At 66.4% G+C, this 12,724-nt stretch carries 12 protein-coding genes; 4 read left to right on the forward strand and 8 right to left on the reverse strand.

The window, feature by feature from the left end:
* Positions 1-7 precede the first annotated feature (7 nt).
* Together AAE021_RS02350 and AAE021_RS02355 are read right to left on the reverse strand one after the other, a co-directional pair.
* Positions 8-748 (reverse strand): PspA/IM30 family protein, encoded by a 741-nt coding sequence (locus AAE021_RS02350; RefSeq protein ID WP_342024063.1) that lies wholly within the window; start codon positions 746-748, stop codon positions 8-10.
* 69 nt (positions 749-817) lie between these two features.
* Positions 818-2,860, reverse strand: coding sequence for a TPM domain-containing protein (locus AAE021_RS02355; RefSeq protein ID WP_342024064.1), 2,043 nt, complete (start codon positions 2,858-2,860; stop codon positions 818-820).
* A gap of 256 nt (positions 2,861-3,116) precedes the next feature.
* Between AAE021_RS02355 and AAE021_RS02360 the strand changes: the two genes are divergently transcribed.
* The 4 genes from AAE021_RS02360 (at position 3,117) to AAE021_RS02375 (ending at position 7,569) form a co-directional block, all read left to right on the forward strand.
* Positions 3,117-4,733, forward strand: coding sequence for a S1C family serine protease (locus AAE021_RS02360; protein WP_342024065.1), 1,617 nt, complete (start codon positions 3,117-3,119; stop codon positions 4,731-4,733).
* A gap of 203 nt (positions 4,734-4,936) precedes the next feature.
* Positions 4,937-5,779, forward strand: coding sequence for an electron transfer flavoprotein subunit beta/FixA family protein (locus tag AAE021_RS02365; protein ID WP_342024066.1), 843 nt, complete (start codon positions 4,937-4,939; stop codon positions 5,777-5,779).
* Positions 5,780-5,834: 55 nt separating this feature from the next.
* On the forward strand, positions 5,835-6,779 hold the full coding sequence (locus AAE021_RS02370) for an electron transfer flavoprotein subunit alpha/FixB family protein (protein ID WP_342024067.1): 945 nt from the start codon (positions 5,835-5,837) through the stop codon (positions 6,777-6,779).
* A 4-nt stretch (positions 6,780-6,783) separates the two neighbouring features.
* The gene (locus AAE021_RS02375) at positions 6,784-7,569 is read left to right on the forward strand and encodes a PIG-L deacetylase family protein (RefSeq protein ID WP_342024068.1); all 786 of its coding nucleotides are present in this window, start codon (positions 6,784-6,786) and stop codon (positions 7,567-7,569) included.
* A gap of 15 nt (positions 7,570-7,584) precedes the next feature.
* Here the strand turns inward: AAE021_RS02375 and AAE021_RS02380 are convergent, their stop codons facing one another.
* From AAE021_RS02380 to AAE021_RS02405, 6 genes are all read right to left on the reverse strand, one after another.
* Positions 7,585-8,349: a MerR family transcriptional regulator gene (locus tag AAE021_RS02380; RefSeq protein ID WP_342024069.1), complete on the reverse strand. Its 765-nt coding sequence runs from the start codon at positions 8,347-8,349 to the stop codon at positions 7,585-7,587.
* Between the two features lie 124 nt (positions 8,350-8,473).
* Complete coding sequence (locus AAE021_RS02385) at positions 8,474-9,340, reverse strand: anti-sigma factor (RefSeq protein WP_342024070.1); 867 nt, start codon at positions 9,338-9,340, stop codon at positions 8,474-8,476.
* Entirely contained in the window at positions 9,330-9,983 is a 654-nt protein-coding gene (sigK, locus tag AAE021_RS02390; protein WP_342024071.1) for an ECF RNA polymerase sigma factor SigK, read from the reverse strand. Before sigK ends, AAE021_RS02385 begins: the two co-directional genes overlap by 11 nt.
* Before the next feature lie 221 nt (positions 9,984-10,204).
* Positions 10,205-11,005, reverse strand: coding sequence for a class I SAM-dependent methyltransferase (locus tag AAE021_RS02395; RefSeq protein ID WP_342024072.1), 801 nt, complete (start codon positions 11,003-11,005; stop codon positions 10,205-10,207).
* Between the two features lie 9 nt (positions 11,006-11,014).
* The gene (locus AAE021_RS02400; protein ID WP_342024073.1) at positions 11,015-11,482 is read right to left on the reverse strand and encodes a tRNA (cytidine(34)-2'-O)-methyltransferase; all 468 of its coding nucleotides are present in this window, start codon (positions 11,480-11,482) and stop codon (positions 11,015-11,017) included.
* 21 nt (positions 11,483-11,503) lie between these two features.
* Positions 11,504-12,469 carry a J domain-containing protein gene (locus AAE021_RS02405; protein ID WP_342024074.1) on the reverse strand — a complete coding sequence of 322 codons (966 nt, stop codon included), beginning with the start codon at positions 12,467-12,469 and terminating at the stop codon, positions 11,504-11,506.
* Positions 12,470-12,724 lie beyond the last annotated feature (255 nt).

Consider the following 12,724-nt stretch of genomic DNA (forward strand, 5'->3'; position numbering starts at 1 on the left):
AAAGCTGCTAGTTCTGGCCGATGGCGGACTGGCCCGATGCCGAGTTCTTCAGCGCCGCCAGGCGGGCCTCAACCTCGGTCTGCTCGCCCAGGTCCTCAAGGCTCTCAAACTGGGCATCCAGGCTGGAAGCTGCCAGTTCGTTGGCGCCGCGGACGCGGGCCTCTTCGCGGCGGATCTTCTCTTCGAAGCGGCCCACCTCCGAGGTCGAGTCCATCACGTCGATGCTCTTCATGGCCTCGTGCATCTGGGTCTGTGCGTGGGCGTTGCGGGCACGGGCAATCAGCTCGTCGCGCTTGCTCTGCAGCTGGTTCAGCTTGCCCTTCATCTGGTCCAGGCCGGTCTTCAGCCGCTCCACGATTTCTTCCTGGGAAGCGATCGTGGGCTCGGCACCCTTTGCTTCGTTTTCCGCGGCCATCTGGCGCTGGATGGCCACCTTGGCCAGGTTGTCGAACTTCTGCGCATCGGCGCTGTTGCCGGAGGCACGGAACTCGTCGGCCTTCCGTGATGCGGCCAGCGCCTTGTTGCCCCAGTTGTTGGCGTTCTGGATGTCCTCGTTGTAATCGTCCTGAAGCATGCGCAGGTTGCCGATGGTCTGGGCAACTGCGCTCTCAGCCTCGGCAATGTTGTTGCTGTAGTCCCGGACCATCTGGTCCAGCATCTTCTGCGGATCCTCGGCCTGGTCCAGGATGGCGTTGATGTTGGCCTTGGCCAGCTGGGTGATACGTCCAAAGATTGACTGCTTTACCACGGTGTCTGCCTTTCGATTTTTGGAAACGAACTTGCTGAAAAGTTGTGGAGCCATGACCGGATAGTGTTCCTAGAAGCTTCCGCCGCCGCCGTCGAAGCCGCCACCGAAGTCGCCGCCTCCGCCGCCGCCGAATCCGCCGAAACCGCCGCCGCCCCAGCCGCCTCCTCCGCCTCCGCGGAGAATGGAGTCGATCAGGATGCCGCCGAGGATGGCGCCGCCGAGTCCGGACCCGCCGCCGCGGCCGCCGTACATGCCGCCGCCGCCGAAACCGCCGCCCATGCCGCCGCCGAAGCCGTCGACATCCTGCTGGGCCATATCGGCTGCCTGGGCTGCCAAAGCGTTGGCCTGTTGGGCATAGGCGAGGGCGCTGACGGGATCCGAGGACTGCAGCGCGATGGCCTGCTGGAGGTTGCGCTCTGCTTCCGCAAGCCGGGTGCGGGCCTCGCTGCCGACGCCACCGCGCCGCGCGCGGATGTAGTCAGCCGTTCCGGAGATCTGGGCCTGGGCCGACATCACTGCGTGCTGGAGGGAGTCCCGTGCCCGGCGTTCCTGCTCCTGCCGGTCACGGATTCCTTCCAGTGCGCTGTCCAGCTGTGCATTGGCCTTCTCGAGACGGCGCAGCAGATCCACCGGATCGTTCCGGGTGGCACTTTCGCTGTCGATGGCGGCCAGAGCCGCCTCTACTCCGGCGACCGGTCCGGCCAGTCCATTGTTGGCGCCGTTGGCGGCAAAAGCCCGTGCCTGTGCCAGATCCTGTTTGGCATCAGCGACTGCCCGCTGGAGTTCACCATGGGCGGAATCCAGCTCATGGCCGGTTTTTTCGATGGCGTCCAGCAGCACGTTGGTCTGGTGCACGCTTTCTTCGGCGGCACGGACAGCGACCACCGCCGACGCGGTGTCGCCTTCGGCGAGTTTCCCGGATGCTGCTTCCGCCGCGTTGTCGACGAACTCCAGCCGCTGCCTTGCCTGCTCAACGTTGTCGGCGACCTGGGCGAGGGCGGAGTCGGAGTAGCGCTGACGAAGTTCCAGCAGCGAGTTCTCGGCTGCGTCCAGCCGGCCTGCCGCTGCCTGGGCGCTGCGGCGCGCCTCTGCCAGCGCAGACGGAGCGTTCTTCTCCAGTTCGCGCAGTTTGTCGAAGTCTTCCTTGTGCGCCTGCAGGGATGAATTCACTGCCTCACACCGACGAATGATGTCCTTGAGCCAGGTCCGCTGCTGCTGTTCGGTGTCAGGAATGTGGTCGTCCAGCTGCTGCTGCATCTTGAACGACTCGCTCATGTGGTTCTTTGCTGCCGCAAGATCCTCGCTGAAAGTCTTCACCGCGTCGTCCCCGTAGGAAGCCATGGCGAAGGACAGCTCCTGCTCACTGGACTTGATGGCATCATCCGCAGCGATGAGCAGGCTTCCGGCGCGCTTGCGCAGGTCTTCCACGCTCAGTTCATCCAGCGGATCGGTGGGCGCAGCGTCCTCCCGGCGTGCGGGTCCGGCCGTGACGGCGCCCTTGTTACGGCTGCGCACAAACAGGAACAGGGCACCCCCGCCGAGCAGGATGATTCCGCCAATCAGGAGGATCGGGGCAAGGCTGGCTCCGGACGACGAGGAACCGCCGCCCGAACTGCCGCTCCGCCCGGACTCCAGCGCATCGGCGGCACTGACCGCAGCGGCTGCCCAGTCCTCGGAGTTGATGGTTTCCTTGCCGAACAGTTCGTCGGTGGCCGCTTCGATCATCGCGGTTTCCTGCTGTTCCGTCAGGACCGTATCCGCAGGGGCCGAAACTTGAAGCTGCCGGCTTTCCGTGGCAATGCTCAGGAGGGCTTCGCGCTCACCCAGGTTCCGTTTTGCTACGACCTCGTTGCCCCACTCGGTGCGGTCGGTGGGATTCGTGAACTCATCCACGTAGACCACAAAGAGGGTGTAGCCGCTCTCCTGCCGGGTCTCGGTAATCGCGCTGCGGACCTCTTCAGTCTCCGATCCCAGGACACCTGCTTCGTCGACCACGAACTGTCCCGGGGGAATGGTCACGGGAGGCACGGCAGAGGCGGCGGTCGCCGAACCCAACAGTGCCGTGACACTCAAACCCAGCACGGCACCTAGCCGCTTGGTCTTCAACCGCATAAATTGTCCTCAGGTTCGTAGTGGCATCGTGAATGATCCGCTGCGTTTTCCGTCCCTCCGGTCCCCTTACGGGAGCGGGCAGAGACTTGCATCGATTCTATGGTTCACCAGATACCCAGTCCACCACGTTCACCGCCGCGCGGTATTCGGCGAACTCTCAGGAACCATTCAGCCAGCTCCGAAGCAGGTCACAGAAAGTCCTGTCATAGTTTAACGAGCACCAATCATGGGCATACCGATTTGGAAAGGACAGCACATGTCTGAGCAATACGGAGGCGCCGAAGGACCGCAGCGTCCGCTGCCTCCCCGTCCGCCTGCCCCGCCGTCGTCGTCCGAGGAAGACACCGCGGGCCGCGGCGAGGGCCAGACGCAGCAGTTCCCCGATCATCCGGACACTCATGCACCCACCCAGCCGCTTGCCCCCCAATCTTCGCCATCAGAGCAGGCATCGCCAACAGGGCAGGGCCACGAACCACATCAGCCGCAGCAGGAACACGCGTCGGCATCTTCATCAGAGCCGGGCGCCCGGCACGCGCAGACGCCGCCGTCCGGACAGCCCTTCTACGGACAGCCGGCTCCGGGCGTTGCAGCCCCGCCGTCCTACGGCCCGGCCTCCGGCGGCTACTCGGGCTCCGGTTACGGCCAGGACCCCTATGGCCCCGGCCACCAGCCGGCGGCCCAACCACCCAAGCGCAAATTTGGTGCCGGCACGCTGATCACCGGAATGGTGCTCGCGGGGCTGCTCGGTGGCGGAACGGCCGTCGCGGCCAACTCCTGGCTGGACAATGACGCCGCTCCGCAAAGCACTGGGCAGGCACAGACCGTTGTGGTGAACAACGATGACAGCGTTAACGCAGTGACGGCTGCTGCGGTCAAGGCTTCACCCAGCGTTGTGACCATCGATGTTGCCGCCAGCGGCAGCTCCGGAACCGGGTCCGGGATCATCCTCGACGACGACGGACACATCCTGACGAACACCCACGTGGTCACGCTGGGCGGCACGGCTGCTTCGCCGTCCGTGGAGGTCCAGCTCAACGACGGGCGCGTGTTCTCAGCCACCGTTGTCGGCACCGACCCGGTATCCGACCTGGCTGTCATCAAGGTTGACGCCGATGACCTGACCCCGGCCACCCTGGGGGATTCGAACGATCTCAACGTGGGGGACACGGTGATCGCCATCGGCGCACCGCTCGGCCTGGCCGGCACCGTCACTGACGGCATTGTTTCGACCCTGAACCGCACCATCAGCGTGCAGTCCTCCGCCGCTCCGGAGGAAACGGAGTCGGACGGATCGGGCGAGGACGACGGCTTTGGCTTCCGCTTTGCCCCGCCGGACGGAACCAGCCAGGAGCAGAGCGCCGCAGGGAGCTCCATCTACTTGGACGTTATCCAGACCGACGCGGCCATCAACCACGGCAACTCCGGCGGCGCCCTGGTGAACACCGAGGGTGACGTCATTGGCGTCAACGTGGCCATTGCCTCCGCCAGCGAGGAGAGCGGCAGCATCGGTGTCGGCTTCGCCGTGCCGATGAGCTACGCGGAACGGGTCGCGAACGAGATCATCGACAACGGCTCGGCTACGCACGGTTTCCTGGGTGTGTCAGTCACTCCGGCCTCGGCTTCCAGTTCGTCCTCCTTCACGGTGGGCGCTGAAGTTGCCGAAAACCCGGCGTCCGGAACTCCCGCGGCTGATGCCGGCCTGAAACAGGGCGACGTCATCACGTCGGTGAATGGAATCCCCGTTACCGATGCGCAGTCGCTGACCGCAGCCATCCGGATGCAGGCGGCCGGCAGCAAGGCCACCATCGATTACACCCGGGGTTCGGACACTGACAGCGTTGACGTGACGCTGGGGAACTCCGCCGACCAGTAGGTAAACCAACAGTCCCGGCCAGCGGCCGGGGCGTCAGCAGGGACCGTCTCTCCACTGAGGGGACGGTCCCTGCGCTGTTTGGCGCCGGAGCAGGCACGGGGCACCGGAACAATGTGATTAGCTTATTGAGTCGCCCTGCGCGGGTGGTCCCGGAGCCGGTGCGCCCGCGCCCGGGAAGATCTTCAACGCCAGAAAGGCCCCGCATGCAGGAATCGAAGAGGCCGCTGAACATCGTCGTTTTGGTGAAGCACGTTCCCGATACCCAGTTTGACCGGCATCTCTCCGGCCCGGGCCACACCCTGGACCGTTCCGAGTCCATTCTGTCCGAGCTTGACGAGTACGCCCTGGAAGCTGCGCTGCAGCTGGCCGAAGCCCGCGGGGGACAGGCAGCAGGGAACATGGTCACCGCCCTGACGATGGGACCCGATGCCGCGGTCAACGCAGTGAAAAAGGCCCTGCAAATGGGCGCGTACCAAGGGATCCACGTCAACGACGCCGCCCTGGCGGGGTCGGATGCGGCAGCCACATCGGCGGTGCTCGCCGCCGCCGTCCGGCACGCTGCCGGACCGGAGCAGGATCTTCCGGACCTTGTGGTGACCGGAATGGCGTCCACCGACGGGGAAACGTCGCTGGTTCCCGCGCAGCTGGCTGAACGCCTGCAGCTGGCCCAAATCACCTTCGCCTCCGAGCTGGAGGTGGCCGACGACGAAAGCGGTGCCGCTGTCGTCAGCGCCCGGCGGGACGGAGACTCCTACTCCGAAACGCTGGAGGCTCCGCTGCCGGCTCTGGTTTCCGTCACCGACCAGGCCAATGACCCGCGGTACCCGAATTTCAAGGGCATCATGGCCGCCAAGAAGAAGACGGTCACAGTGTTGTCGCTGCAGGACCTGGGGATCGACCCGGCAGAGGTGGGGCTGGACGGCGCCTGGACCACAGTGGCTGCATCGGCTCCCCGCCCGCCGCGCTCCGCCGGAACCATCATGACCGACGACGGCACGGCCGGCGTCGCGCTGGTTGACTATCTGGCCTCCCGCAAACTGATCTGACAATCCTCCCACCGGCGCCGCCGCGGCTGCGCCCGAAGCACTAAGGAGAGCCACCATGGCCTCTGTCCTGGTCTTTATCGACGTTCCGGGCCTGCCGCTGCCGCGGGCGAGCCGAGAACTCCTGACGATCGCCCGCAGCCTGGGTGAACCCGCCGTGGCCAGCCCGCGCGCCCTGGGCGACGACGTGCTGCAGGCACTCGGCGAATACGGAGCCGGCACAGTGTATGAGCCTGCTGACGAGCTGCCCGATGTCCTGGTCGCCGCCAAGGCCGCGTTCCTGGCCGACGCAGTGCGGGCAGCGGCGCCGGCGGCCGTGCTGCTTGGCAACTCCTTCGAGGACCGGGAAGTGGCGGCCCGCACCGGAATCAAGCTCAACTCCGGTGTCATCACCGATGCCGTGGCCGTGGCACCGGATCTGTCAGTGACCAAATCGGTCCTGGCCGGTTCCTACACCTCGACCTGCCGCGTGAAGAACGGGGTGCCGGTAATTACGGTTAAGGCCAACAGTGTTGAGCCCGCTCCCGCCGATGTTCCATCCGCTCCCGGGCGCCGGCAGCTTGCCGTGTCCGACGCCGGCCCGGCTGCCCGCGTCACCGGGCGCACCGAAAAGCGCGACAGCTCCCGCCCGGAGCTTTCCGAGGCGCGGGTTATCGTTGCCGGCGGACGCGGCATGGACGGAAACTTTGGCCCGGTCGAGGACCTTGCGGACGTGCTCGGCGGTGCTGTGGGCGCCTCGCGCGCCGCCACCGACGCAGGCTGGATTGAGCACTCCGCGCAGGTTGGCCAGACCGGCAAGACGGTATCGCCCCAGCTGTACATCTCCGCGGGGATCTCCGGGGCGATCCAGCAGAAGGCGGGGATGCAGACCGCCAAAGTAATCGTGGCGATTAACAAGGACCCGGATGCTCCGGTGTTCGAGATTGCGGACTTCGGCATCGTGGGAGATGTGTTCTCCGTGCTGCCGCAGGCCACCGAGGAAATCAAGAAGCGCAGGTCCTAGCATCGTGGATTCACCTCTCAGCCCGTCACCGCAGCCGGTGTCCCCGTTCCCGGCCGGGGCATCCCTTCGCCGGGTGCTCGCCTTCGCCGCCCATCCTGACGACATTGACTTTGGTGCCGCCGGAACCGTGGCCGCGTGGACGGCGACCGGCGTCGAAGTTTCTTACTGCGTGATGACCTCCGGCGACGCGGGCGGCTTCGAGGCCGGAGACCGTGACGCTGTGTCGGAGCTGCGCCGCCGCGAGCAGCGGGCCGCCGCCGAAATCGCGGGGGTCCGCGACCTCCATTTCCTGGGCGAGAAGGACGGCTTCCTGGCGCTGACACCGGAGGTGGTGGAAAAAACGGTGGCCCTGATCCGGCGCATCCGCCCCGACGTCGTGCTGGCAATGCATCCGGAACGGAACTGGGACCGGATCCAGGCCAGCCACCCGGACCATCTGGCGTGCGGAGAGATTGTGACGCGGGCGGTCTACCCCGCGGCGGAGAATCCGTTTGCCTTCCCGCACCTGGCCGAGCAGGGGCTGCAGGCCTACAAGGTGCCGTGGCTGTGGTTCTACGGTGCCCCGCGCGAGAGGGAGAACCACGCGGTGGACATCAGCGCCACCGTGGAAGAGAAGCTCGCAGCCATCCGGATTCACGCAAGCCAGCACCCGGACCTGGCTGGCATGGAGACGGCCGTGCGCGGAATGCTCCAGGACAATGCCCGCCGCTTCGGACTGGCCAACGGCGCAAGCGCTGAAACATTCCACGCAGTGGGCGTCAACACGGACCGGACCATCGCCGGGTTCTGATCCTTAGGGAAACTCCTAGTCCGCGAGGTTGGCCCCGGCCCAGACTTCCATGGCTTCGGCCAGGTAGGCCGCCACGCCGGGAGTTTCACTGTCGTAGAAGGCCGTGAAACGCGGGTCCTGGACATACATGGCGCCCAGGCCAAGGTAGGCGGACCTGCTCGGTGTCCAGGCTGCGCAGACCCACCGGTAATGGCGCGCGACGACGTCCTGCACCCGGGGGTTGCCCGGTTCCAGTCCCGCCTCCAGGCAGGCCGCGAGCTCGCGGTTTATAGCCTGGGCTTCGCCGGCAAGCTCCTGCCGGCCGTCCGGCCCCAGCGCGGCCAGGGCGGCCTTGCTGGATTCAACGCTGGCGCTGCCCCAGCGCTGCCGCGCCTCCTCCTCATAGGGGTTCTCCTCGAATCCCTTGAACATGTTCTGCGCTTCCATGGTGCCTCCCTGTTGCAGTGCCTCCATTGTTGTCCGCACGGTGAAGGCTATGTCCTGCAGCCTCCGGCTTTCCGCCAGCAGCCACCGGTGATGGACTTCCAGGGCCTGCGCCTCATCCGTCTGGCCGGCGAGGATATCCGTAATGGACTCCAAACCCAGTCCCAGCCTGCGCAGCAGGAGGATCCGCTGCAGGCGCCGCAGTTCCGGCATCCCATAAAACCGGTAGCCATTGGCTCCAGTGAAGGCCGGTGCGAGCAGCCCGCGCTCGTCATAGTGGCGCAGGGTGCGGGAGGAAATCCCCGCCATGCGGGCGACGTCGGAAATCGGCCAAGCCTGAGTGTTCCGGGTTGTCACAGCCGGCTCCTTTCCCACCGTGCGTGCCGGAGGATTCCGGCCACACCACTCACCGTAGGGGTTGACGCAGCGTCAACGTCAAGCGGCGTTTCAGGCACTGAAGGCTTTCAGGCGCTTAAGGCTTTCAGGCGCTGAAGGGAATGACCAGAACCACGGGCATGGTGGGAGTGGGGGACCCGCCGTCGGGCTCCACAGTGACAGCTACGGCCGTGTACGGATCAATGTCGGTCAGCTCGGTTTCCTTGGTTCCGGAGACTTCCTCGCCCGTCATTGTGCCCACGGACACCGGGTCCGAACCATCCGCCGGAAGGCGCCACATCTGGTAAACCGACCCCTCCGGCGGCGCCGGAACCCCGCTCAGCGTGACCACGGCGGCGTTCTCGCCGGCGGATGTCGCCACCTCGGCGGTGCCGCCGGTGGGCAGCTCAATGGTGCGCTGCTGAACATCCGATGCCTGCAGCACTTCCTCCCGCACCGAGTCGGATCCGATGTTGCTGCCAATGGTTACCCCGCCCACCACGATGGCCGCAGCAGCGGCGCCGGCGAGGATCCACCGGCCCGGGGCGGACCGGAGCAGGGAACGGCGGTTGCGGCGGGCAGCGACTTCATCAACGGGCTGCGGGGTGCCTCCGGCGCCCGGATCGGTGTGTTCCCCGACGGTGTGTTCCCCGACGGTTTGTTCCCCGCCGGTCTCCCGGCCGGACCCGGAGTCCTGGTCGGGCAGCCGGGACAGGATCTTTTCGAACAGGTCCGCAGGCGGTTGTTCCTCGGCCCGGTAGCCGCCGGCAAGCGTCTCCCGGGCGCCCCACACCCGCTTGAGGAACTCGTTGCGGACGGCCGGTTCCGCTTCCTCCAGCGCAGTATCCAGTGCCTGCCGCTCGTTGCTCGGCAGCGCATTCAGGGCATAGAGCTCGGCCCATTCCAGGAGCCGGCCTTCGGACAGGTCCCTGTTCAGGGCGTCCGACGCGGCATCAAAGCTGTTATCCGGCATCTGAATTCACCCCCAGGCATTTCTTGAGTCGAATCAGTCCGTCGCGGATCCGCGACTTGATGGTGGGGACGGCGGCGCCCAGTTTCTCGGCAACCTCGCGGTACGTAAGTCCGCCGTAGTAGGCCAGTCGGACTGATTCCCGCTGGGTGTCCGTGAGCGTGTCCAGGCATTGGACCACTGCGTCGGCTTCCATCCGCTGGGTGACCGTGTCCACTACGTTGTCATAATCCGGTTCCTGCATGGCGGCACCGAAGCGCGCCTCCCGGTTGGCGGAACTCTGCTCGGACCTCACGCGGTCCACGGCCCGGCGGTGGGCCAGGGTCAGCAGCCATGCCAGTGGAGAACCGACGGAGGGGTCGAAGCGGGATGCATTGGTCCAGACCTGCAGGTAAACCTCCTGCGTGGTGTCCTCGCTGAGCTCGGCGTCGATGAGCACCCGCCGGGCCAGGCCGTACACGCGGCGGGACGTCAGGGCGTAGAAGGCGGCAAAATCATCTTGGCTGCCGCCGGCAATGCCCGCCAGGAGCGCTTCCAGCGAGGCTTGGGGCCGGGCTTGCTGACCGGCTGTTTCTGCGGCATCGGCGGCGCCCTCCGGTGTGGAGGCCTGCGCGGCGGAGGGCCGTCCCGTGTTGGACGTGTCCATAGGGTTCCAGCATAAACGGATAAAGGTCCCTGCCGCTGCAGGCGCGGGAACAGCGTGATGGCGGCGGGCCGGGTCGGAGCACTCGGCAAGGCACAGCGGGCATGCGGGAGCACTCACGGGTGAACCCGCCGGTGCAGCCTTTACCATCACTTCCATACCCGCTATTCGGCGCCGGACGGTCCGGGGATGGGCCGGCCGCGGCAGGAATCCGTGACGGGGAACTAGGGGCGGCGTGCGGTGGCAATCAGGGTGTCGGCGTTCAGGTTGTGCTCTTCGCCCAGCTGGCCAAGGAATCCTGTTTTGACCCGTTCGGCTGCTTCGGGATCGGTGGGCAGGAGGTGGCGGAGCCCGCTGCCCAGGACCAGGGACCAGGCCAGGGACGGACTGAGCTGGACCTGGGCGGGCGTTTCCAGGACCTTGATGTCCCGGAGTCCCAGCGACTCCAGCCATGCCGTCATTTTTTCCGGCGTCGCGAGGCGTTCGGCGTTGTTCCGCGAACGGGAGGGGCCCTCGGCGATCTCCGGTGTTTCCTTGCGGCACTCCTGCACCAGAAGCTCGGTGAACGGGGACATGGACCCTTCGGCCCAGGTGCTCAGCGCAAGCCGGCCGCCGGGGCGCAGGTTCGACACCAGGTGCGCCGCGCCGGCGTCCATGTCGGGAAGGAAGAACATCGAGTACGCGCTCAGCACCACGTCGTAGGGTTCCTCAGCGGTCCACTCAGTGACATCACCGAGGTGCAGGGTGACGTTCTCCAGGGCCAGGGTGGATGCCTTGGCCTGCGCGAGGGCCAGCATTTCGGCGGAAATGTCCACCCCGTCCACCCGGGCGCCGGGTCCGGCGTACTGGGCGGCGGGGATGGTCGTGGCGCCGCTGCCGCAACCGGCGTCCAGGATGCTGTCACCGATGCCGATTTCCGCTGCAGCCACCAGTGCGTTGCCCATGGGATTCCACAGCGAAGGTGCCAAACGGTCAAAGTCTGAGGCGCCGTCGTCGAACGCGGTTCCAATGTTGGTCTCGGGCATGGGGAGTCCTTAGAGCTGGGCACCTGCGAAGCCGTGCTGGCGCCAGGCTTCGTAGACGGCAATGGAGGCGGAATTGGCGAGGTTCAGGGAGCGCAGGGACGGCAGCATGGGCAGGCGGACCCGGGCGGTAACGTGCGGATCCTGCAGCACTTCCTGGTCCAGTCCAACGGATTCCCGTCCGAACATCAGCACGTCGCCCGGCTGATAGGAGATGTCAGTGTAGGAGGTATCGCCGTCGGACGTGAACGCGTAGACACGCTCCGGAGCCAGTGCCTTCCAGGCCGCCTCAAGCGTTGGGTGCACGTGGAGGACCGCGAGGTCGTGATAATCCAATCCGGCGCGGCGCAGCTTGGAATCCTCCAGTTCGAAGCCCAGGGGCTCAACGAGGTGGAGTTCGGCTCCGGTGATCGCGGCAAGGCGGATGGCGTTGCCGGTATTACCGGGGATTTCAGGGGTGTGGAAGAGGATGCGGAACACACCCCCATCCTATGCCTGGAGCTAGCGCACAGACGCATCGATGAGTCCGCCGAGCACGGGAAGCTGCACCACATTGGGCTGGGGGCCGTCGTTGAAAAAACGGCGGAGCTCCCGCTGCAGGGTTCCGGCGTTGGCCACGTGGACCATGGCGGGGGAGCTGCGGCTGAGCGACGGCGGATAGTCGACCACGGGTTCGAAGGGATTCCCGTTGGGGCTGTGCAGGATGACCCAGCCGCTGACGTTGCACTCCGGGAAGCGGTCCTGGAGCGTCCGCACGGCATCGGGCAGCCGGCCAATGCTGACCTCCCGGCCGCGGCTGCGCAGGTGGCGTCCGTCCCAGCTGTAGTTGCCGGAGGAAGCCATCTGGGATTCCAGCACGGCCATCCGGTAACCGCCCAGCAGGACGTGGCCCACATCGAGGTTCCCGCCGCGCGGAGAGCGGTCGGGCATGTGCAGCCCGTTCACCAGCCTGCCGGCCGGATAGTCCTCAAGCAGGGTGCGCTGCAGCAGTCCGATGGTGAGGTTCTCTCCGTCGTACCGGGCGGCGGCGGAACCCAGCCGGGAGAAAAATCCCGGGCGGCGCGGCGATCCGTGGATCTGCTGCCCCGCCAGTGCGAGCGGCAGCACGGGTGGTGAATCGGGGGAGAAGTCGGGAACAAACCGCGGGGGAGTGTCGAGTGCGTCCTCGCCCGGGGCGGAACCGGCGCGCTGATAGCCGGTGCGGGCGCGGGCCGCAGCACCGCCCGCAGCGGGTCCGCCCTGTCCGGTTCCCGGCCTCCGCCCCAGGCTCAGGTCATAGGCCGCCTTCTGCTGCGGGTTGGACAGGACCTCGTACGCCTCCGCCACAACGTGGAAAGTCTCGCTGCTGCCGCCGGCGTCCGGATGCGTGGCGCGCGCCGCCCTGCGGTAAGCGGCCTTGATCTGTTCCGTGGTGGCCGTGGGGGTAAGACCCAAAACCTCATACAGCGTCTTGGGAGACGGGCTCACGGGCGTTCCTTTCGGTGCGGCGTCGCGCAGGTTATTCGGTGCCGAACGTGCCGGCGGGTCTTGGGGTTGGCAGTGCATTTGAAGTGGACAGTGCATTTGGAGCGGACAGTGCTTGGAAGTAAACAGTGCATTGGAGTGACAGGGCATTAGCGCTGCAGCGGCTACAGGCCGCAGCAGGTACAACGACGCAGCGGCACACTACGTTTCCTGAACCTCCCCGGTGGGAACGGCCCGCGGGGAACTTTACTGTGCGGA

Source organism: Arthrobacter citreus (assembly GCF_038405225.1).
GTDB lineage: Bacteria > Actinomycetota > Actinomycetes > Actinomycetales > Micrococcaceae > Arthrobacter_B > Arthrobacter_B citreus_A.

Excerpts from the sequence above, each read along its gene's own strand:
- AAE021_RS02370 (WP_342024067.1), top strand. The coding sequence starts at position 5,835 with ATGGCCTCTGTCCTGGTCTTTATCGACGTTCCGGGCCTGCCGCTGCCG.
- AAE021_RS02355 (WP_342024064.1), bottom strand. The coding sequence starts at position 2,860 with ATGCGGTTGAAGACCAAGCGGCTAGGTGCCGTGCTGGGTTTGAGTGTC.
- AAE021_RS02385 (WP_342024070.1), bottom strand. The coding sequence starts at position 9,340 with ATGCCGGATAACAGCTTTGATGCCGCGTCGGACGCCCTGAACAGGGAC.
- AAE021_RS02395 (WP_342024072.1), bottom strand. The coding sequence starts at position 11,005 with ATGCCCGAGACCAACATTGGAACCGCGTTCGACGACGGCGCCTCAGAC.
- sigK (WP_342024071.1), bottom strand. The coding sequence starts at position 9,983 with ATGGACACGTCCAACACGGGACGGCCCTCCGCCGCGCAGGCCTCCACA.
- AAE021_RS02365 (WP_342024066.1), top strand. The coding sequence starts at position 4,937 with ATGCAGGAATCGAAGAGGCCGCTGAACATCGTCGTTTTGGTGAAGCAC.
- AAE021_RS02360 (WP_342024065.1), top strand. The coding sequence starts at position 3,117 with ATGTCTGAGCAATACGGAGGCGCCGAAGGACCGCAGCGTCCGCTGCCT.